Below are 19,940 nucleotides of genomic sequence, written 5' to 3' on the forward strand. Positions count from 1 at the left end.
ATCAGGATCAGGATTCGAAGCCGAGCGCCAGGTACTTCTCGACGTTCTCCTTGGTGATGGTCTCGGACGCGAGTGTGATCGACTGTGGCACCTGGTTCTCCACCAGATCACTCATGCCCTTCCCCTGTGCTATCAGACGCGCGAGCTTGATCGCCGAGGAGGCCATGGTCGGACTGTAGGTGACTGTGGCCTGCAGCACGGAGTTGCCCGACTGGATCTCCTTCATCGCGTTGAGCGAGCCGGCGCCGCCGACCATGATGAACTCCTTGCGGCTCGCCTCGTTGATCGCGGCGAGCACGCCGACGCCCTGGTCGTCGTCGTGGTTCCAGAGCGCGTCGATCTTCTTGTGCGCCTGGAGCAGCGACGTGGCCACCTGGTTGCCGGTCTCGACCGTGAACTTGGCGTCCTGCTTGGCCGTGACGCTGAACCCGTACGTCTTCAGCGCGTCGGCGAACCCCTTGCTGCGGTCCTGGGTCAGCGGCAGCGTGGCGATGCCCTGGATCTCGACGATCACGGGGTTCGACACGCCCTTGTCCTTCAGCTGCTTGCCGATGAAGTGCCCGGCGGCCACGCCCATGCCGTAGTTGTCGCCGCCGATCCACGTCCGGTAGGCCAGCTTGTCGGGGAAGATGCGGTCGAGGTTGATGACCGGGATGCCGGCCTCGGTGGCCTGCAGCGCGACCTGGTTCAGCTGCTGGCCGTCGTTGGGCAGGATGACCAGCGCGTTCACCTTGGCCGCGATGAGCGACTCGACCGCGGAGATCTGCTGGTTGATGTCGTTCGTCGGCTCGACGGGCTTGAACTCGATGTCGGAATACTGCTTGGCGGCGCTCTCGGCGTTCTTGGCGATGGCCGCGATCCAGCCGTGGTCCGCGGCGGGGGCCGAGAAGCCGATCACCACCTTCGTCCCGGGCTGATCGTTGCCGCTGGCTGCCGGAGCGGGAGCCGGGGCCGCGCTCGTCGGCGAGGCCGCGGGCTCGTTGCTCGTGCAACCTGCTGCTAAAAGAACGGCTCCGCCGACGAGGAATCCCCGGCGCGCGACGTTGTCACTCATGGTGCTCTCTCCTTCAGGTTCCGCCGCTGGAGAAGGACGGCGACGACAATGATCAGGCCCTTGGCGATCAGCTGGTCGCTGGTGTTGAGCCCGTTGAGAATGAAGAGGTTCGTGATGAGGGTGAAGATCAGCAGGCCCAGGATGGAGCCCATGATCGTCCCTCGCCCTCCGGTGAGCAGGGTGCCGCCGATGATCACTGCGGCGATGGCGTCGAGCTCGTACAGGTCGCCGTGGGTGGACGAGCCCGTCGTGGTGCGCGCCATGATGAGGATGGCGGCGATGCCGCAGCACAGCCCGGACAGCGCGTAGAGCAGCATCGTGTGCTTGCGTACGTCGATCCCGGCCAGGCGGGCCGCCTCGGGGTTGCCGCCGACCGCGTACGTGCGCCGCCCGAAGGTCGTGCGGTTGAGCACGACCCACCCGAGCACCACCACCAGGGCGAAGATGTAGACCAGCAGGGGGATGCCGGCCAGGCGCGTGGTCGACAGGTCCACGAGGGCCGTGTTGTCCGACTGGATGAGCTGGGTCTTGCGGTCGGACATGCGCTGTGCCAGCCCGCGGGCGGCCACCAGCATGGCCAGCGTGGCGATGAACGGCACCAGCCGCCCGTACGCGATCAGCAGTCCGTTGACCAGCCCCGCCCCCGTGCCGACGAGGATGGCGCAGATCGCCATCACCACCGGCCCGTACGACTGCGTGGCCAGCGTCGTCGCCCACACGCTGGCCAGGGCCATCACGGCCCCCACCGACAGGTCGATGCCGCCGCCGATGATCACGAACGTGGCCCCGACCGTGATCACGCCGATCGTGGCGGCCAGGGACAGGATGCTGACCAGGTTCGAGGCGGTGGCGAAATTGTCGGGCCGGGTGACCAGGCCGACCACGACCAGCAGGGCGATCGCTCCGAAGAGGCCCAGATGCCGCATCTCGCCCAGGCCCCACGTCGATCTCAGTACTGGCGCGACCGCCTTCCCGGCGGGCCGATCCGTCGTGGGCTCGCTCATCACGCCGCCCTCCCATTCATGATCATGTCAAGTACGCGGTGCTCGTCCAGCTCAGCCGCCTCTCCTTCATGGATGACCGACCCCTCGCGCAGCACCAGCACCCGGTCGGCCAGGCCCAGCACCTCCGGCACCTCGCTGGAGACCAGCAGCACGCCGATGCCCTTCGCGGCCAGGTCGTGGATCACCGCGTACAGCTCGGCCCTGGCCCCCACGTCCACGCCGCGGGTCGGCTCGTCGAGCAGGAGCAGCTTGCGACCGCCGAGCAGCCAGCGGGCGAGCACGGCCTTCTGTTGGTTACCGCCCGACAGGTTCCTGATCGGTCGTTCGGGGTCGGGTGGTCGGATGTCCAGCATTTCCGACAGGCGCTTGGCCTCGCTCCGCTCCCGCTTGCGGTCGATCCAGCCGAACCTGGAGAAGGCCGGCAGGGTGCCCAGCGTGATGTTCGAGGTGACGCTCTGGTCGAGGATCAGGGCCTGGGCCTTGCGTTCCTCGGGGGCCAGGCCCATGCCGTTCCTGACCATGCTGACGACGCCGCGGCGTACCGGGCGGCCCTGGAGCAGGACGCGGCCCGAGGCGGGGCGGGCGCCGTACACGGCCTCCAGGATCTCCGAGCGGCCCGAGCCGACGAGCCCGGCCAGGCCCACGATCTCGCCCGCCCGCACGGAGAACGAGACGTCGGCGAACACTCCGGGCGAGGCCAGGCCCTCGACGCGGAGCACCTCCTCGCCCGGCTCGCGCCCGCCCCTGGGCGGGAAGACGTACTCGACGTTCCTTCCCGTCATGAGGGAGACGATCTGCGTGGTCGGGGTGTCGCGGGCGGGCAGGCCGACGGCGACCGTGCGGCCGTCCTTCAGCACCGTGACCCGGTCGCCGATCTCGCGGATCTCCTCCAGGCGGTGGGAGATGTAGACCACGGCCACACCCTGGGCGGTGAGCTCGCGGATGATGCGGAAGAGGTTGGCCACCTCGTCGTGCGCGAGGGCGGCCGACGGCTCGTCCATGATGATCAGGCGGGCGTCGTGGGAGAGCGCGCGGGCCATCGAGACGACCTGCTTGGCCGCCGGCGACAGCCGCCCGACCTCGGCCGACGGCCGGATCTCGGGGTGGCCCAGCCGTTCCAGCACCTCGCGGGCGGCACGGCGGCCGGCGGCCCGGTTCACGAAGCCCAGGCGGGCGTGCTCGTGGCCGAGGAAGATGTTCTCGGCCACGCTGAGCCCGTCGACCAGGTCCAGTTCCTGGTAGATGGTGGCGAAGCCGAGCTTGATGGCGTCGATGGGGCTGCCGGGGCGCACTTCCGCGCCGTTGAACAGGATCGTGCCCTCGTCCGGCTGATGGACTCCGGCCAGCACCTTGATCAATGTGGATTTGCCGGCGCCGTTCTGGCCGAGCAGGCAGTGCACCTCGCCTGCTCGTACGTCCAGGTCGACCCCGTCCAGCGCGCGCACGCCGGGGAACTGCTTGACGATGCCCTGCATGACCAGCATCGGGAAGTCCCTTCAGGCGTTGTATCAGGCGTTGACGATGCGGTTGATGTTGTCCGGTGACAGGTAGTGCTCGATGGCGAGGATCCCGGCGCCGAGTGTGGCGGCGTTGATCCCCGTACGGCTCGGAGTGATCGACAGGTGGTGCGTGGCCAGCGGGAGCGACCTGCGGTAGACCGTCTCCCTGATCCCGGCCAGAAGATGCTCGTGCACCCGCGACAGCGCGCCGCCGATGACGATGACCTCGGGGTTGAAGAAGTTGACCAGGCTGGCCAGCACCTCACCGATGAGCCGGCCCGCCTCCCTGACCAGGCGCAGCGCCTGGGTGTTGCCCGACTGCACGAGCGCCACGACGTCGGCGCCCGACTCCGCCGGCAGCCCCAGCTCGGTCAGCCGCCGCGCGATCGCGGCGCCGCCGGCCACGGCCTCCAGGCAGGCGCTGTTGCCGCACCGGCAGCCGGCGTCCTCGTGGCCGCTGACCCGGATGTGCCCGATGTCGCCGGCCGAACCCTGGGCGCCCCTGTGCAGCTTGCCCTCCGCCATGATCCCGCAGCCGATGCCGGTGCCGACCTTGACGAACAGCAGGTGACTGGTGCCGGCGAAGGCGTTGCGGTGCTCGCCCAGCGCCATCACGTTGACGTCGTTGTCCACCAGGACCTCGACGCCCGCGAAGTACTCGGGGACGGGATAGTCGTTCCAGCCCGGCATGATCGGCGGGTTGTTCGGCCGTCCCGTCGCGAACTCCACCGGCCCCGGGACCCCGATCCCGACCGCCCGCAGCGCCGCACGGGGGCGTCCCACCCGGCCGAGCAGATGGTCGAGCCGCTGGTCGACGTGGGCGAGCACCTTCTCGGGGCCCTCGCCGATCAGCAGCCCGTCCTCGCACTCGGCCAGCACGTTGCCGGAGATGTCCATCAGCGCGACCCGGCAGTGCGTGGCGCCCAGGTCCACGCCCGCGAAGGCGTGGTCCTCGGTGTGCAGGCGCAGCTGGCGCGGCGGGCGGCCGCCGGTGGACTCGCCGCTCTCGGTCTCCTCGACCAGGCCACGCTCGATGAGCGCGTCCACACGCTGGGAGATCGTGGATCTGGCCAGGCCGGTAAGCCTCGCCAGATCGGAACGGGTCGTTGCGGAGCCCGCGCTGATCAGCGTCAGCACGTCGCCGGCGGAGCCCGGCTGGGGGGTCATGTCGCGACAATAAGATCACCGATGCGGCAAATCAAGAGTGATAATCGACCAAACTCCCCCAACTTCCGCCGAAGATCGAACAAAGCCCGCTTTCACCGACATTTCGGCACTTGTCGCGGCATGCGAAAGCGCCGGCCCCCTCGTACGAGGAGACCGGCGCCGCGTCCCGTCCAGAACCCCCGTTCTAGAGCATCGCCTTCATGGAGTCGGCCGCCGTCAGCACGTACGGCTGCTCGGCCATGACCGACTCCCAGTTGTCCGCGATCGCCTCGGGCGTGAGGTCGTCGGTCTTCCAGCCCGGCCCCTCCGCCACGAACACCCGCGCCACCCGGCCGCCGCCGACGCTGAACACCTCGCCGCTGGCCTCGCACGACTCGTGCACGAGGTACGCCACCAGCGCGCTCACCCGCTCCGGCGTGAACTTGGCCTCGAACTCGGCAGGCAGCAGCGCCTCCGTCATCCGGGTCCAGGCGATGGGCGCGATCGCGTTGGCCCTGATGCCGCTGCGCGCGCCCTCGATCCCGAGCGTCTTGGTCAGGCCCACCAGGCCCATCTTGGCGGTGGAGTAGTTGGCCTGGCCGAAGTTGCCGAACAGCCCGGCGGGGCTTGAGGTGTTGACGATCCGCCCGTAGCCGGCCTCCTTCATCAGCGGGTAGGCGGCCTGGCTGACCAGGTAGGAGCCGCGTACGTGCACGGCCAGCACCCCGTCGAAGTCCTCGACCGTCATCTTCCCGAACGACTTGTCCCGGAGGATGCCCGCGTTGTTGACGACGATGTCGACCCTGCCGTACGCGTCCACGGCCGCCTGCACGACGGCCCTGGCGCCCTCGGGCGTGGCGATGTTGTCGGCGTTCGCCACGGCCTGGCCGCCGTTCTTCGTGATGAGATCGACGACTTCGGCGGCGGGCCCCGCCGAGGCGCCCGTGCCGTCGAGCGCGCCTCCGAGGTCGTTGACCACGACCTTGGCGCCCCTCTCGGCCAGCATGAGCGCGTGCGACTTCCCGAGGCCGTGCCCGGCCCCCGTGATGATCGCGACCCTGTCATCGAACCGAAGCATCGAACCTCCTACGCAGGAGAACAACATTCTAGTACGAGTACGATAACCGCCTCAGGCCGGTCGCCACAGGTCCGGCTCACCAGGTTCCCTGATCACCCGGCCCTTCGCCTCCAGCCAGGCCAGGTGCGCCAGCGTCTCGTTGTTGGCCGAGCGACGCATGAACGGCGGGATCGTCTCCCACGGCCGCGACCAGGTCAACCGCGTGGCCACCTCCCAGCAGGCGACCCCGTCGAGCGCGCCCACGACGCCCTCGATCTCGGCCAGCCGCGCGTCGTGGTGGGCCATCACGGTGTCCACCCGCTCGGCCAGCTCCAGGAACCGGAATTCATGCGCCGGCAGCACCTCCTCCACCTCCAGCTTGCGCACGGCGGCCAGCGAGTCGAGGTAGTCGGCCAGCGGGTTCGGCCCCGACTGGGGATGCACGGCCACGATGGGCGTGATCTTCGCCAGCACGTGGTCGCCGGAGAACAGCACCTTGCGTTCCGGCGAGACGAAGCACAGGTGCCCCGGCGAGTGGCCGGGCGTCCAGACGGCCCGCAGGTCCCAGCCCGGCAGGCCGAGGTCGTCGCCGTCCTCGACCAGGCGGTCGGGCTTGGCCATCGAGACCATGTGCCGGATCATCATGGAGGCCCCGGCCAGCTCGTCCAGCGTCAGCTCGGGGACGCCGCAGCGCCGCAGCAGCGCCCGTTCCCGCTGGACCAGGGAGTCGATGGCCTCGTCGTCGTACCGCTCGCGGACCAGGCGGGCGTCGGCCGGGTGCAGCGCGATCCAGGCGCCCGACATCTCGCGCACGCGCCCCGCGAGCCCGTAGTGGTCGGGGTGGATGTGGGTGACGAGCACACCCTTGACGTCGGTGATCTCGTAACCGGCCACGCCCAGGCCGGCCACGAGCGCGTCGTACGCCTCGTCCGTGTTCCAGCCGGCGTCGATGATCGCCACGCCGTCGGCCAGCTCGAGGACGTAGACCAGCACGTACCGGAGGGGGTTGATGGGGATCGGCACCGGGACCGACCACAGCCCCGGGCGTACCCGCTCGACTTCGGGGATGGCCCCGCCGACCCACGCCTCTCGCTGTGCCGCGTTCGAGGGTGTCACTACGAAATTCGCCACATGCCCGAATATAGTTCTGTATCCGAATCGTGTTCTACTAGGGGTCATGAAGCTGAGCCGCGAGCTTTCCGAAGATGGCCGCTTCGTCCGGCAGCCGAACCGGTTCACGGATCGGCTCGGACCACCCGAGCCCGGCCGCTATCGGGTCTACGCCTCCTACGCCTGCCCCTGGGCACAGCGCGTGCTGATCGTCCGGGCACTCCTCGGCCTGGAGGACCTGCTGGACGTCACGATCGTCGACCCCATCCGCGACGAGAAGGGCTGGCGGGTGCCGGGCGGCGACCCGGAATACCTGTCGGAGCTCTACCACGCCACCGACCCGGGCTATGTGGGCCGCTACACCGTCCCGTGCGTCTGGGACACCAGGGACGAGCGGATCGTCACCAACGACTTCCCCCAGATCACCCTCGATCTGGAGACGTCATGGGGCACCTCGCCCAACCTCTATCCGGAGCGTCTGCGCCCCGACATCGACATCATGAACGACCGCCTCTACCACGGCCTCAACAACGCGGTCTACGAGGCCGGCTTCTCCCGTGACCAGCAGGTGTACGAGGAGGCGGTGGCACGGGTGTTCACCACCCTCGACTTCCTGGAGGTGCGCCTGGCCGAGTCGGAGTTCCTCTTCGACACGCTCACCGACAGTGACGTGCGCCTCTACACGACCCTGGCCCGGTTCGACGCCGTCTATTACGCGCACTTCAAGTGCTCGGTCAGGCGGCTGGTGGACTATCCCGCGCTGTGGGCGTACGCCCGTAGGTTGTACGCCATCCCAGCTTTCCGGGAAACCACCGACTTCGACCAGATCAAGCGTCATTACTACATCACCCAGACCAACCTCAACCCGAGCCGGATCGTGCCGGTAGGGCCTGAGCTGGACTGGAGCTCGTAGCCGCCGGCATCCGCACGAACAGCAGGACCGACGACAGCATCACCACGGCCGCGACGCCCCAGGCGGCGGCCAGGCCCGCCTGCGCGGCCAGGGCGCCGAGCGACAGGTTGGCCAGGATCCCGCCGCCCTGCAGGGAGAGCGAGCTCGTCGAGGTGACGGTGGTGCGCTCGGCGGCGGTGACCGAATTGTGGGTCATCTCCAGGCACAGCAGGCCCGTCACCGAACCGCCCACGAAGAGCAGGACGTAGGCCAGCCCGGCGCTCAGCAGCCCGGGCAGGCCGCCCAGCCCCGCCGTCGCGGCCAGCGCCCCCACGGAGAGCGCGGTCAGCACCGTCCCGCCGACCGCGCCGCCGACCGAGCCGCCGGCCATGCGGGCCACGCGCGGGACGAGCGCGCTGCCCAGGGCGCTGCCCGCGAACCCGAGCGCCGCGACCACCGCGTAGGCCAGGCTGCCGAGCTCGGCCGTGCCCGCCAGCTCGGCCAGCCGGCCCGGCGTGAGCAGCTCGATGGTCGTCAGCACCACGCCGGACGCCGCGGCGGCGGCCATGAGCCTGCGCAGCGTCACGCCTCCCATGGCCAGCCGGAGCCCGCCGGCCACCGTGGCGGGCACCTCGCGCAGCACGCTCTTGAGGGAGCGGCGCCCGTGGGCCGGCTCGGGCAGCGCGAACACCACCACGACCAGCAGGACCACCGCCGCCACCGCACCCAGCAGGGGCGGCGCCGCCAGCGGGAAGATCAGCGAGGGCGGCACCAGCAGCGGCAAGGCGCCGCCCGCCAGCACGCCGACGCACAGGGCCACCGACTCCATCGCGCCGCCCTTGGCCAGGCCGGGCTTGAGGTCGGCGTCGGGGCCCTCGATGCCGTGCAGCGTGTCGACGTACCAGGAGGTGGCCGGGCCGCTGGACAGCGCCCGGGCGACGCCCTTGAACACCCCGCTCACCAGGAACATCCAGAACGCGGTGGACACGCTGATCAGCGCGAGCCCCGCCACCGTGAACGCGGCCGAGGCGGCCAGCACCACGCGCCGACCCACCACGTCGGCCAGCCCGCCCGTGGGCAGCTCGAGGCTCACGGTCACGATCGAGAACACCGTCACCACCACCCCGACCTGGACCAGGCTGAGCCCCCGCTCGGTCATGAGCAGGACCATGCTGGCCACCATCAGCCCCACGGGCAGCCAGGTGAGGAAACTGACGAGCATGTAACGCCGTAAGGCCGAACGCGCGGTCACGGCCCCTCCTTTCGCATGCGGGGGAAGCCCCCGACCCAGACGTGCACGTCCCGCGCGTCAGGAGCACCCGCGTCGCGTGCGGAGAGCTCGTTGAGCATCTCCTCGGTACGCGCCATGAACTCGGCCATCGCGGCCGGTGTGAGCGCCAGGAAGTGGTCGCTGAGGCCCGCCACCTCCACCCACTCCGGGGACCAGGCGGACTCGTCGAACTCCCGGATGCCCTCCGCGAGGACCTGGGCCTGCCGCAGCCGGATGACCTCGACCGCCTCGCGCCCTCCCGGGGAGCCGACCAGCTCGCGGCTGTTCCACGAGGTGTAGCGGTGGCGGGCCCGCCAGCGGCGCTCGCGACCGTCGCTCCGGTCGGGGTCCTCCTCGATGAAGCCGTGCTTGAACAGCTCACGGAGGTGGTAGCTGGTCGAGCCGGAGCTCTCGCCCGTCTTGCGCCCCAGCTCGCTGGCGGTGGCCGGGCCGTCGGTGCGCAGCAGGCCGAGCAGCCGGCTGCGCAGCGGGTGGGCGACCACCTTCAGCACCTGGGGGTCCGTGATCTTGTAGCGCTCCTCCATGCCCTCACCCTAGACCGCAAAATAAATTTTGCAAAATGAATTTTGCGGTTGTCCGCGCTTCTAAACTGTGGGGATGCTCGACGACATCTGGGTGGACGACTCCGTCTTCGCACTGCGACCCGACTTCGCGGTGCTCATCATGACCGCACACGGCCTGGGCAACGGGCCGACCGACGACCGGACCCGCGCCTGGCTGGCGGAGGCGTCGGCGGTGGAGGTGCAGGCGGACAAGATCGACGCCTGGAAGGACGCCTACCGGGCGTTCGGGGCCAAGCCGCAGCGGACCCGGCCGTCGGTCGACGCGCTCACCCGGCGGATGCCGCTGCCGGAGATCAACCGGGCCGTGGACGCGTACAACTCGATCAGCGTCAAGCACGCGCTGCCCATCGGCGGCGAGGACCTCGACCATTACGTCGGCACGGCGCGGCTGGTGCGGGCGACCGGCGACGAGGCGTCGGAGGAGGCGCTCGGGCAGCCGGAGCCCGGCGAGGTGATCTGGCGCGACGACCTCGGCGTCACCTGCCGGCGGTGGAACTGGCGTCAGGTCGTGCGCACCCGTCTCACGGAGGAGACCACCAACGCGATCTTCCTTCTCGAGCGCCTTGAGCCGATGTCGCTGGAGGAGCTCAAGCAGGCGGGCGAGGAGCTGGCAGACCTTCTGTCCGTCTTGTCGCCAGAGGTGCAGATCACAAGCAGACTCGTGTCCAATGGGAAATAAACCTCCTGGAGCGACGTTGATACCAAAGAGTAATAAAGGCTGCACCACCCGGATTGACTAGGCGGGCGTGACCTCTTTGCGCGGTCCTGAGAGGATCGTTCGAGGCGGCACGGGCTCTTAGGCGCGCGCTGCCGGTCCGGGCGAGTAGCCTTGGACAGGTTCTCTAACATCAACGCCGATCTGCGGAAGAGGGCGATTTCCGCCGTGTCGTCTGAGTCGTCGCGGACAAACCCGCTGGCAAGCTTTGGTCAGAACGAGTGGCTTGTCGACGAGCTGTACCAGAAGTACCTCCAAGATCCCGAGTCTGTCGACAAGGCCTGGTGGAACTTCTTCGCTGACTACAACCCTGATTACGGGCCGGGTCGAACCCCGGTCAGGGAGGCGGCGAACGGCACTGTGACCGCCCCCGCTCCTCCCCAGGCTCCCAAGGCACCTCCCAAGGCGCCACCGGCGGCCGAGAAGCCGAAGCAGCCGGCCACTCCGGTGCCCAAGGGCGCCGAAGAGGTCAAGCTGCGCGGCGCGGCGGCACGCACTGCCGCCAACATGGACCTGTCGCTGTCGGTGCCGACCGCGACCAGCGTCCGGGCCATCCCGGCCAAGCTGCTCATCGACAACCGCATCGTGATCAACAATCACCTCAAGCGGGGTCGCGGCGGCAAGGTCTCCTTCACGCACCTGATCGGCTTCGCGATCGTCAAGGCGCTGCGGGCCATGCCGGAGATGAACTACTCCTACGCGGAGATCGACGGCAAGCCGACGCTCGTCAAGCCCGAGCACGTCGGCCTCGGCCTGGCGATCGACGTACAGAAGAGCAACGGCGAGCGCCAGCTCCTCGTGCCCTCGATCAAGGGCGCCGAGGAGATGGACTTCCGGCAGTTCTGGATGGCCTACGAGGACGTCGTCCGCAAGGCCCGGGCCGGCAAGCTCGGTGTCGACGACTTCGCCGGCACCTCGATCTCGCTGACCAACCCCGGCACGATCGGCACCGTCCACTCCGTTCCGCGCCTGATGCCCGGCCAGGGCACGATCATCGGCGTCGGTGCGATGGAATACCCGGCCGAATACCAGGGGGCCTCCCCCGACACGCTCTCGCGCCTGGCCGTCTCCAAGGTCATGACGCTGACCAGCACCTACGACCACCGGATCATCCAGGGCGCCCAGTCGGGCGACTTCCTGCGGCAGATCCACCGGCTGCTGCTCGGCGAGGACGGCTTCTACGACGAGATCTTCGAGGCGCTGCGGATCCCGTACGAGCCGGTCCGCTGGGTCCAGGACATCTCGGCCTCCCACGACGACGACGTGGCCAAGTCCGCTCGCGTGATCGAGCTGATCCACGCCTACCGCGTACGCGGCCACCTGATGGCCGAGACCGACCCGCTCGAATACAAGCAGCGCAAGCACCCCGACCTCGACATCCAGTCGCACGGCCTGACGCTGTGGGACCTGGAGCGCGAGTTCGCGACCGGCGGGTTCGGCGGTCGCCCGCTGATGAAGCTGCGCGAGATCCTGGGCGTGCTGCGCGACTCCTACTGCCGCACCGTCGGCATCGAGTACATGCACATCCAGAACCCCGAGGAGCGGGCCTGGATCCAGGCACGGGTCGAGAAGCCGCACAAGTCGCCCGAGCGCGACGAGCAGCTCAACATCCTGTCGCGGCTCAACACCGCCGAGGCGTTCGAGACGTTCCTGCAGACGAAGTTCGTCGGCCAGAAGCGCTTCTCGCTGGAGGGCGGCGAGTCCCTGATCCCGCTGCTCGACTCGGTGATCAGCGACGCCGCCGACGAGGACCTCGACGAGGTCGTCATCGGCATGGCCCACCGCGGCCGCCTCAACGTGCTGGCCAACATCGTGGGCAAGTCCTACGCGCAGATCTTCGGCGAGTTCGAGGGCAACATCGACCCGCGCACGGCGCACGGCTCGGGCGACGTGAAATACCACCTCGGCGCGACCGGCACGTTCACCGCGCCGAGCGGCAAGACGATCACCGCCTCCGTGGTCGCCAACCCCTCACACCTGGAGGCGGTCAACCCGGTCCTGGAGGGTGTCGTCCGCGCCAAGCAGGACCTCCTGGAGCGCGGCGAGGAGGGCTTCACCGTCCTGCCGGTCCTCATCCACGGTGACGCGGCCTTCGCCGGCCAGGGCGTCGTGGCCGAGACGCTCAACCTGTCGCAGCTGCGCGGCTACCGCACCGGCGGCACCGTGCACGTGGTGGTCAACAACCAGGTCGGCTTCACGACCTCGCCCGCCTCGTCCCGCTCCTCGGTCTACGCGACCGACGTGGCGCGGATGATCCAGGCGCCGATCTTCCACGTCAACGGCGACGACCCCGAGGCCGTGGTGCGCGTGGGCGAGCTGGCCTACGAATACCGCCAGGCGTTCCGCAAGGACGTCGTCATCGACCTCATCTGCTACCGCCGCCGCGGTCACAACGAGGGCGACAACCCGGCCTTCACCCAGCCGCTGATGTACGACCTGATCGACGCCAAGCGCTCGACCCGCAAGCTCTACACCGAGGCGCTGATCGGCCGGGGCGACATCACGGTCGAGGAGGCGGAGCAGGCGCTGCGCGACTACCAGGTGAAGCTGGAGCAGGCGTTCACCGAGACCCGCGAGGCGGCGAAGAAGCCGCTGGAGGCGGGCGCCATGCGGGTGCCGCCGGCCGAGGTCGTCAAGTGGTCCCACGACGACACCCCGACGGCGATCACCCACGAGACGCTCAAGCGCATCGTCGACACCCAGCTCAACCTGCCCGACGGCTTCACGCCGCACCCGCGCCTGGCGCCGGTGCTGCAGCGCCGCGGTCAGATGGTCGAGCAGGACGCGATCGACTGGGCGATGGGCGAGACGCTCGCGTTCGGCTCGCTGCTGATGGACGGCCACCCGGTGCGCCTGGTCGGCCAGGACTCGCGCCGCGGCACGTTCACCCAGCGCCACGCCGTCCTGGTAGACCGGATGACCGGCGCCGACCACACGCCGCTCAAGACCTTCAACGAGGGCACCACGAAGTTCTACGTCTACGACTCGCTGCTCAGCGAGTTCGCGGCGCTCGGCTTCGAATACGGCTACAGCGTGGTCCGGCCCGACGCCCTGGTCCTCTGGGAGGCGCAGTTCGGCGACTTCGTCAACGGCGCCCAGACGATCATCGACGAGTTCATCTCGTCGGGCGAGCAGAAGTGGGGCCAGAAGTCCTCCGTCGTGCTGCTGCTGCCGCACGGCTACGAGGGCCAGGGCCCCGACCACTCCTCGGCCCGCATCGAGCGGTTCCTGCAGGTCTGCGCGCTCGACAACATGACGGTCGCGCAGCCCAGCACGCCGGCCAACTACTTCCACCTGCTGCGCTGGCAGGTGGAGTCGGAGCGGCACAAGCCGATGGTGGTCTTCACGCCCAAGTCGCTGCTGCGCCACAAGGCGGCCACGTCGAAGTCGTCCGACTTCACCTCGGGCGCCTTCCAGCCGGTCCTGGGCGACACGACCGTCGACGCCGGCAAGGTCACCAAGGTCGTGCTGACCTCCGGCCGGCTCTACTACGACCTTGCCGCCCACCGCGACAAGGTCGGCGGCGACGACGTGGCGATCGTGCGGCTGGAGCGCCTCTACCCGTTCCCGTCGGAGGAGCTGGCCGCGGAGCTGGCCCGCTACGGGTCGCAGGTCGAGCTGTTCTGGGCCCAGGACGAGCCGGCCAACATGGGGCCGTGGCCGTACCTGACGCTCAAGCTGGCCGAGGACCCGCAGACGCTGGGCGGCCGGGCGCTGCGGCGCGTGTCGCGCACGCCCAACAGCTCGCCGGCCACGGGTTCGCACAACTCGCACGACACGGAGCTCGAGGAGATCCTGCACCAGATCTTCGGCTGAGCGACCACCACCAGTGAGCCCCCGGCCGTGCCACGGCCGGGGGTTCGCTGCTGTTCAGGCAGGTTAAAGTCAGGCGGGGCGCGGTGCCCCGGCGATGAATGGAGAGCGATGTACTTCACCGATCGGGGGATCGAGGAGCTGGTCGAGCGGCGCGGCGAGGAGGAGGTCAGCTTGTTGTGGCTCGGGGAGCGGCTGCGCGAGTTCGTGGACCTCAACCCCGAGTTCGAGACCCCGATCGAGCGCCTGGCCACGTGGCTGGCGCGGTTGGACGACGACGAGGACGACTGAGCCGGGACGGGCCACGCCCGCCACCGCCGGTCCTCACCTGGCAAGACGCCGACACTCCCGCAGTGGTCACCACCGCGGTACGCCCGTTCCCGCCGGAAAGCCATATGCTGGAGAACGCGATACATCTTGAGTTTTCACGAAACGCGACATATCGTGATTGATGTAGGGACGTGCCATCAGAGAGGGGCGGGGGAGCCAATGCAGCAGTGGACGATCGATGAGCCCGGGCAACTGACGTTCGGCGATGTGGATTCACTCGACGTACGCATCGTCGCCGGCCGGCTGGACGTGCTGGCCAGTGAGGGTCCGCCCACCCTGGAGATCGCCGAGATGGACTCGGCCTCGCCGCTCCTCGTGACGTACGACGAGGCGGCCAGGGAGCTCACCATCACCTACCGCGAGCTCACCTGGGACGGCCTGCTCGGCTGGCTCAAACCGGACCGGCGCAGGACGGTGCTGTCCATCGCGGTGCCCAAGACCTGCAAGGTCAAGGCCGGGGTGGTGTCCGCGTCCGCCGTGCTGGCCGGGTTCGAGCGGGTGACGCACGTCAAGGGCGTGTCCGGGGAGATCGTGCTCGACGCGGTCAGCGGCAACGTGGTCGCCAACACCGTCTCGGGAGCCGTGGAAAGCCGGGCGATGGACGGCGACCTGTCGTTCATCAGCGTCTCGGGCGACCTGACCGTGGCGGGCGGCACGCCGCACCGGCTGAAGGCCAACACCGTCTCCGGCCGCATCACGGCAGATCTCACGCTGCGACCGACGGGTCACGTGACTTTCAACAGCGTTTCCGGTGACATCCTGGTCAGGCTGCCCGAGAACGTCGAGGCGGACATCAGCGCCAGGTCCACCTCCGGCAGGCTGGTCAGCGCGTTCGAGGAACTGTCAGACAAGAGCGGTCCCGGCATGAAAGTGCTGTCGGGACGGCTGGGTGGCGGCATGGCGTCTCTGTCGGCGATCACGGTCTCCGGCGAGGTCACGCTGCTCAAGGGAGAGAAGGAATGAGCCCTGTCTTCGGTCACGGCCGGCTTCGGCTGTACCTGCTCAAGCTGCTGGAAGAGAGCCCGCGCCATGGCTACGAGGTCATCCGGCTGCTCCAGGACCGCTTCCTCGGCGTCTACTCGCCCTCTCCCGGCACGATCTATCCGCGCCTGGCCCGCCTGGAGGAGGAGGGCCTGGTGACGCACGAGGTGGTCGAGGGCAAGAAGGTGTTCTCGATCACCGACAAGGGCCGCGAGGAGCTGAACGCCCGGCTCGACGAGCTCGACGACCTGGAGCAGGAGATCTCCGCCTCGGTGCGCGACATCGCCCGCGAGGTCAAGGAGGACGTGCGCGACACGGTCAAGTCGCTGCGCGACGAGCTGACGCGGATGGCCAAGGACGTACGCACGGGGGCCACCGATGACACCAGGCGGCTGCGGGAGAGGCAGAAGGAGGACCTCAGGCGGCTCAGGGACCAGCAGAAGCGCCAGTGGATGGAACACGCCAACCACTGGCAGGACTCGGGCGAGCGGCTGAGCATGGAGTGGCGCCGGATCTGGTCCGAGGTCTGGACCACGCTCGGCGGCGCACCCTCCGACGCGCCCTCCAACCGGGCCGAACTCGACGCGGAGCTGGGCGAGCTGCTGGCCGACTTCGTCGCCGAGGCTCGCGAGGAGGCATCGGAGGCCCGGCTGACGCCGGAGAAGCTGGCCGAGCTGCGTACGACGCTGGACGAGGCGAGCCGCCGCATCCGCGACATCCTCGAACGCTGACCGAGAGCCCACCGCCCGACCACATCACGACGCACGCACGCGGCCGCCGCTCCCCGAACACGAGCGGCCGCCGCACCCCCCGCTCCCAGACAGGTCTGCGCCCCTCCCGTCGCGCCTTCTGGACGCGGCCCTGCGCCTCTCACATCGCACCTTCAGCGCGGGGACGTACCACTTGCCGCGCTCCCCCTCCGACCACCTCACCGTGTTCCCCACGCGCCGTACAACGCGGGCCGAGGCGGTCGCCGCGCAGGCCGACCGGCCCCCCTCCCCACCCCACAAGGACCGCACCGAAGTACGGCGCGGTGGCGGAAGGCGTCCCGGCAAGCGGGCAACGGGCGAGAACCTGGACGGGGCTATGCGGAGCGAGCAGCCGACGAAAGCCGCTCCACGCGACGCGACCCCCGCGCCGCCTTACGAGCGTGGTACGCGATCGGCATGTACCGCAGCCGCTCCGGCAACCGCGGCGTCAGCATCGCCACCGCATGCCCGAGGTGCCGCAGCCGCCGCTCCTCCCGAGCCGTCCAGCGCAGCCCCAGCTTCCGGCGTACGGCGGAAGGCAGGGTGCCGACGGTGATGAAGTAGTTGAACTCCCCCGCCCCGGCCCCCACCGGCGTCCACAGCCGGCGCAGCGGAGCGGGCAGACCCGGCGGCGCCGGCGTGCCGCGCATGACCGACAGCACGTCGAGCGCGGTCGGATGCGCCTCCAGCCGCTCGGCCACCATGTCGTCGAAGTAGCGCCAGAACGCCTCCAGGTCGTCCGGCAGCTCCCGCTCGGGCACCCGCAGGATCGCACCGAGCTGCCGCGACTCGGCGTAGAGCCGCTTCTCCTGCTCGCGCGTGAACGGGGTGCCGAAGTAGCGGTTGAGCGCGATGAACCGCTCGAACAGCGTCAGGTGCACCCACGCCCACGCCTCGCCGTTCAGCGCGTGGTAGTGCCTGCCCTGCTCGTCCACCCCGCTGATCGGCTTGTGCAGCTCCCTGAGCCGCCGCCCCTCGGCGGGGCCGCCGGGTCCGGCGTAGACCCATTTCTGCACGGACGCGAGCGTGCGCTCCAGCCGCCCCCACGGATCGTCCTTGTACGTGGAGTGCTCCGCGACGGCCGCGCCGACCGCCGGGTGCATCGTCTGGAGGACCAGCGCGCTGCCGGCCACGAGCAGATTGCGATATTCGCCGGCCGTGTCCCAGTGCATCGAACCTGGGCCGAAGGGCTCAACGTTCATGATGACTGCCTCCTGGGTGATACAACCCCACATCTCTTGTATCACCCAGGAAGGTCAGAAGTAACCCTTCACTTATTCAGCCGGCAAAGACGATCTTTCCGAAGATCTCCCCGGCGGCCATGGCGGCGAACCCGTCGCGCGCCTCGGCCAGCGGCAGCACCCGGTCGATCTCGGGCCGCAGCCCCGTCTGCTCCAGGAACACGGCCAGCCGCTGCAACTGCTCGCGCGTCCCCATCGTGGACCCGACCACGGACAGCTGCAGGAAGAAGACCCGGTTCAGGTCGGCGGGCGGGACCGCGCCGCTGGTGGCACCGGAGACGACGATGCGCCCGCCGGGCTTGAGCGACTTGAGCGAGTGGTCCCAGGTGGCCTGCCCGACGGTCTCCATGACCGCGTCCACCCGCTCGGGCAGCCGCGCGCCCGGCTCGAACACCTGGTCGGCGCCGAGCTGGCGGGCGCGCTCCCGCTTGCCCTCGGACCGGCTGGTGGCCCAGATCCGGTAGCCGGCGGCCCGGCCGAGCGCGATCAGCGCGGTGGCGACGCCACCGCCGGCGCCCTGCACGAGCACGGTGGAGCCGGGCTCGAGCCCGGCCTTGTCGAACAACATCCGGTACGCGGTCAGCCAGGCCGTCGGCAGGCAGGCCGCGTGCTCGAAGCTGAGGGCGGCCGGCTTGGGCACCAGGTTGCGGCACGGCACGGCCACGCGCTCGGCGAACGTGCCGTCGTACATCTCGGACAGCAGCGTGCGCTTGGGGTCGAGCGTCTCGTCGGCGCCCGTGCCGATCACGGAGTGCACGATGACCTCGTTGCCGTCCTCGTCCACCCCGGCGGCGTCGCAGCCGAGCACGATCGGCAGCCGGTCCTGCCTGATGCCGACGCCCTTGAGCGTCCACAGGTCGTGGTGGTTGAGCGCGGCCGCCCGGACGGAGACGGTCGTCCATCCGTCCGGCACCTTTGGCTCGGGGTGCTCGCCGAGCGTCAGGCCGGCGAGCGGGTTGTCGGGATCGGTCTGTGTGGCGGTTACGGCGAACATGGCCGCACCTTACTTCAGCCCGGCGCCCCTCCCCCGAACCCCCACCGCCCTAAGACCTCCTACCCCTGCCCCCCGGGCCACCCCAACCCCCACCGACCACTCCGAGCACGCCACCCCCTCCGCGGCCGCTCCGGAGCCTGCCCTGAAGCGGAAGCGCACCCTCACTTCATCGTGATCCGGATGCCCGAAATCGCCATCTCCCGGAACCTCGTCGGCCCGGTGACGGCGACCAGCACGTCCCCGCGGCACACCATGTCGGTCGGCCGCCCGCGCCCCTCGATCACATCCGGCATCCTGGCCCGCTTCTCGCAGTCGGGCGTGGGCACGAGCGCGACCATCTGCCCCGCGCCACCGCCGAACCACAGCTGCGGCCCGATCGGCTCGTCCTCCGCGATCTCCCCCGGCCTGGCCAGCCGCAGGTCCCCTTCGGCCGACAGCACCAGGTAACCCTCTTTCGTCACCCTCCCCTTGAGGTTCTGCGCGAGAGCCATCCGCTGCTCGAACGTCAGCCCCTGCCCCCGGTCGTACATCGCCAGCCGCCACGGCCCGAACGCGAACAACAGCACCTGCCCGTAGAACCCGCTCCCGGCCTGGCGCGGCCAGAGGGTCACGTTGTCGGTGTAGTTCCTGATCGGCCGGCCACCCCGGGTGATCTCGACCTCGCCGCCGTACGGGGCGACGAACTGCCGGTATCTCCCCCCGACCCAGCCCCCTTGGAACGGCCGCGACCCCATCTCGTCGAGATCGAGCTCCTTCGGATAGCGCACCTCGGCGCGCGCCCCGTGCGGGAACACCACCGGGAGCACCTCGTCGCCCCCCTTGGCGACGGCGGGCACGTCGATGGTGTTGGGCGCGTTGTCGAGCCTGGTGAGCGACCGGATGGGCTCGGGCGTCGGGCTCGCGGGCAGCGTTTCGGGCACCGGATCGCGGCTGGCGAGCAGGCCGATGACAGGGACCAGCAGGAGCGCCAGAACCACCACCAGCCCGACCCACCGGCGACGGCCGCGCTCGCCTGCCTCGATGACGTCGAACTGGTCAGCCACGACGTTCCTAGCCGAGTAGTGCCGGCTTGCGCCCTTACGCTTCAGTTCAGTTGAGCGGCGACCGCCGGCGCAAGCCCTGGAACCTGGCGAAATCCTTGTCGCAGGTCACGAATTCACAACCATGCCCGATGGCCGGTGCGGCCCCCTCAGCCCACTCCTCGTCGGCGTCGAGCCGCACCCGCACCCGCACCGGCCCCAAAGAGATTGACGGGCCCAATGAGCCCCACCATCCGGAACAAACGCGGAGTGGCGTCTGATAATAAACGTTACCGGTGTTACTGCAGAAGAATTAACAACGCCCCCACCTGCAGAAATGCCAATCAGGAATACATGCGGATTCGCTATTTCTATAACGGAACGGAACCGGCCCATGCTTTTTCACGTCGTTTCCTGGCCGCCGGATCGAGCCATTCATTAACGTTCCCATCGTTTTCCTGGCCCACCGGGGCGCAGTACCC

General features: G+C 69.4%; 17 protein-coding genes. 6 read left to right on the forward strand and 11 right to left on the reverse strand.

Features of this window, described 5'->3' with window-relative positions:
- Nucleotides 1–7: 7 nt before the first annotated feature.
- The 6 genes from ACBJ59_RS58295 to ACBJ59_RS58320 all read right to left on the reverse strand — a co-directional run bounded on the left by ACBJ59_RS58295 (nt 8) and on the right by ACBJ59_RS58320 (nt 6,891).
- Nucleotides 8–1,054: an ABC transporter substrate-binding protein gene (locus ACBJ59_RS58295; protein ID WP_364125938.1), complete on the reverse strand. Its 1,047-nt coding sequence runs from the start codon at nt 1,052–1,054 to the stop codon at nt 8–10.
- On the reverse strand, nt 1,051–2,058 hold the full coding sequence (locus ACBJ59_RS58300) for an ABC transporter permease (RefSeq protein WP_364125935.1): 1,008 nt from the start codon (nt 2,056–2,058) through the stop codon (nt 1,051–1,053). Before ACBJ59_RS58300 ends, ACBJ59_RS58295 begins: the two co-directional genes overlap by 4 nt.
- Entirely contained in the window at nt 2,058–3,542 is a 1,485-nt protein-coding gene (locus tag ACBJ59_RS58305; RefSeq protein WP_375118596.1) for a sugar ABC transporter ATP-binding protein, read from the reverse strand. The genes ACBJ59_RS58300 and ACBJ59_RS58305 overlap by 1 nt, the downstream gene beginning before the upstream one ends.
- A 24-nt stretch (nt 3,543–3,566) precedes the next feature.
- A complete protein-coding gene (locus ACBJ59_RS58310; protein WP_364125930.1) occupies nt 3,567–4,724 on the reverse strand; it encodes an ROK family transcriptional regulator in 1,158 nt (385 codons plus the stop codon).
- Nucleotides 4,725–4,908: 184 nt separating this feature from the next.
- Nucleotides 4,909–5,781 (reverse strand): SDR family oxidoreductase, encoded by an 873-nt coding sequence (locus ACBJ59_RS58315; protein ID WP_364125928.1) that lies wholly within the window; start codon nt 5,779–5,781, stop codon nt 4,909–4,911.
- 51 nt (nt 5,782–5,832) lie between these two features.
- Nucleotides 5,833–6,891, reverse strand: coding sequence for an MBL fold metallo-hydrolase (locus ACBJ59_RS58320; protein WP_375118597.1), 1,059 nt, complete (start codon nt 6,889–6,891; stop codon nt 5,833–5,835).
- Nucleotides 6,892–6,937: 46 nt separating this feature from the next.
- Here ACBJ59_RS58320 and ACBJ59_RS58325 point away from each other — a divergent pair, with 46 nt between their 5' ends.
- A complete protein-coding gene (locus ACBJ59_RS58325) occupies nt 6,938–7,783 on the forward strand; it encodes a glutathione S-transferase family protein (protein WP_375118598.1) in 846 nt (281 codons plus the stop codon).
- Here the strand turns inward: ACBJ59_RS58325 and ACBJ59_RS58330 are convergent.
- Both ACBJ59_RS58330 and ACBJ59_RS58335 read right to left on the reverse strand, forming a co-directional pair.
- Nucleotides 7,731–9,014 carry an MFS transporter gene (locus ACBJ59_RS58330; RefSeq protein ID WP_375118599.1) on the reverse strand — a complete coding sequence of 428 codons (1,284 nt, stop codon included), beginning with the start codon at nt 9,012–9,014 and terminating at the stop codon, nt 7,731–7,733. The genes ACBJ59_RS58325 and ACBJ59_RS58330 overlap by 53 nt on opposite strands.
- Nucleotides 9,011–9,577, reverse strand: a complete 567-nt coding sequence (locus tag ACBJ59_RS58335; protein WP_375118600.1) for a helix-turn-helix domain-containing protein — start codon at nt 9,575–9,577, stop codon at nt 9,011–9,013. The genes ACBJ59_RS58330 and ACBJ59_RS58335 overlap by 4 nt, the downstream gene beginning before the upstream one ends.
- Before the next feature lie 73 nt (nt 9,578–9,650).
- Between ACBJ59_RS58335 and ACBJ59_RS58340 the strand changes: the two genes are divergently transcribed.
- The 5 genes from ACBJ59_RS58340 (at nt 9,651) to ACBJ59_RS58360 (ending at nt 16,186) form a co-directional block, all read left to right on the forward strand.
- Nucleotides 9,651–10,295, forward strand: a complete 645-nt coding sequence (locus ACBJ59_RS58340; RefSeq protein ID WP_375118601.1) for a B3/4 domain-containing protein — start codon at nt 9,651–9,653, stop codon at nt 10,293–10,295.
- Nucleotides 10,296–10,499: 204 nt separating this feature from the next.
- Entirely contained in the window at nt 10,500–14,147 is a 3,648-nt protein-coding gene (locus ACBJ59_RS58345) for a multifunctional oxoglutarate decarboxylase/oxoglutarate dehydrogenase thiamine pyrophosphate-binding subunit/dihydrolipoyllysine-residue succinyltransferase subunit (protein WP_375118602.1), read from the forward strand.
- A gap of 108 nt (nt 14,148–14,255) precedes the next feature.
- Nucleotides 14,256–14,435, forward strand: coding sequence for a DUF6104 family protein (locus ACBJ59_RS58350; protein ID WP_080045373.1), 180 nt, complete (start codon nt 14,256–14,258; stop codon nt 14,433–14,435).
- Between the two features lie 198 nt (nt 14,436–14,633).
- Nucleotides 14,634–15,437, forward strand: coding sequence for a DUF4097 domain-containing protein (locus ACBJ59_RS58355; RefSeq protein WP_375118603.1), 804 nt, complete (start codon nt 14,634–14,636; stop codon nt 15,435–15,437).
- On the forward strand, nt 15,434–16,186 hold the full coding sequence (locus tag ACBJ59_RS58360; protein WP_375118604.1) for a PadR family transcriptional regulator: 753 nt from the start codon (nt 15,434–15,436) through the stop codon (nt 16,184–16,186). Before ACBJ59_RS58355 ends, ACBJ59_RS58360 begins: the two co-directional genes overlap by 4 nt.
- A gap of 353 nt (nt 16,187–16,539) precedes the next feature.
- On the opposite strand, the gene ACBJ59_RS58365 is transcribed toward ACBJ59_RS58360, so the two are convergent.
- The 3 genes from ACBJ59_RS58365 to ACBJ59_RS58375 form a co-directional block, all read right to left on the reverse strand.
- Nucleotides 16,540–17,406 carry an oxygenase MpaB family protein gene (locus ACBJ59_RS58365; RefSeq protein ID WP_375118605.1) on the reverse strand — a complete coding sequence of 289 codons (867 nt, stop codon included), beginning with the start codon at nt 17,404–17,406 and terminating at the stop codon, nt 16,540–16,542.
- 76 nt (nt 17,407–17,482) lie between these two features.
- The gene (locus ACBJ59_RS58370) at nt 17,483–18,439 is read right to left on the reverse strand and encodes a zinc-binding dehydrogenase (protein WP_375118606.1); all 957 of its coding nucleotides are present in this window, start codon (nt 18,437–18,439) and stop codon (nt 17,483–17,485) included.
- Between the two features lie 161 nt (nt 18,440–18,600).
- Nucleotides 18,601–19,482 carry a hypothetical protein gene (locus ACBJ59_RS58375; protein ID WP_375118607.1) on the reverse strand — a complete coding sequence of 294 codons (882 nt, stop codon included), beginning with the start codon at nt 19,480–19,482 and terminating at the stop codon, nt 18,601–18,603.
- Nucleotides 19,483–19,940 lie beyond the last annotated feature (458 nt).

The sequence above is a fragment of the Nonomuraea sp. MTCD27 genome (assembly GCF_041950495.1).
Taxonomy (GTDB): domain Bacteria; phylum Actinomycetota; class Actinomycetes; order Streptosporangiales; family Streptosporangiaceae; genus Nonomuraea.

Coding starts and splice junctions, on each gene's coding strand:
- ACBJ59_RS58310 (WP_364125930.1), bottom strand. CDS start 4,724: ATGACCCCCCAGCCGGGCTCCGCCGGCGACGTGCTGACGCTGATCAGC.
- ACBJ59_RS58360 (WP_375118604.1), top strand. CDS start 15,434: ATGAGCCCTGTCTTCGGTCACGGCCGGCTTCGGCTGTACCTGCTCAAG.
- ACBJ59_RS58350 (WP_080045373.1), top strand. CDS start 14,256: ATGTACTTCACCGATCGGGGGATCGAGGAGCTGGTCGAGCGGCGCGGC.
- ACBJ59_RS58335 (WP_375118600.1), bottom strand. CDS start 9,577: ATGGAGGAGCGCTACAAGATCACGGACCCCCAGGTGCTGAAGGTGGTC.
- ACBJ59_RS58300 (WP_364125935.1), bottom strand. CDS start 2,058: ATGAGCGAGCCCACGACGGATCGGCCCGCCGGGAAGGCGGTCGCGCCA.
- ACBJ59_RS58295 (WP_364125938.1), bottom strand. CDS start 1,054: ATGAGTGACAACGTCGCGCGCCGGGGATTCCTCGTCGGCGGAGCCGTT.
- ACBJ59_RS58355 (WP_375118603.1), top strand. CDS start 14,634: ATGCAGCAGTGGACGATCGATGAGCCCGGGCAACTGACGTTCGGCGAT.
- ACBJ59_RS58325 (WP_375118598.1), top strand. CDS start 6,938: ATGAAGCTGAGCCGCGAGCTTTCCGAAGATGGCCGCTTCGTCCGGCAG.
- ACBJ59_RS58365 (WP_375118605.1), bottom strand. CDS start 17,406: ATGAACGTTGAGCCCTTCGGCCCAGGTTCGATGCACTGGGACACGGCC.
- ACBJ59_RS58340 (WP_375118601.1), top strand. CDS start 9,651: ATGCTCGACGACATCTGGGTGGACGACTCCGTCTTCGCACTGCGACCC.
- ACBJ59_RS58370 (WP_375118606.1), bottom strand. CDS start 18,439: ATGTTCGCCGTAACCGCCACACAGACCGATCCCGACAACCCGCTCGCC.
- ACBJ59_RS58305 (WP_375118596.1), bottom strand. CDS start 3,542: ATGCTGGTCATGCAGGGCATCGTCAAGCAGTTCCCCGGCGTGCGCGCG.
- ACBJ59_RS58315 (WP_364125928.1), bottom strand. CDS start 5,781: ATGCTTCGGTTCGATGACAGGGTCGCGATCATCACGGGGGCCGGGCAC.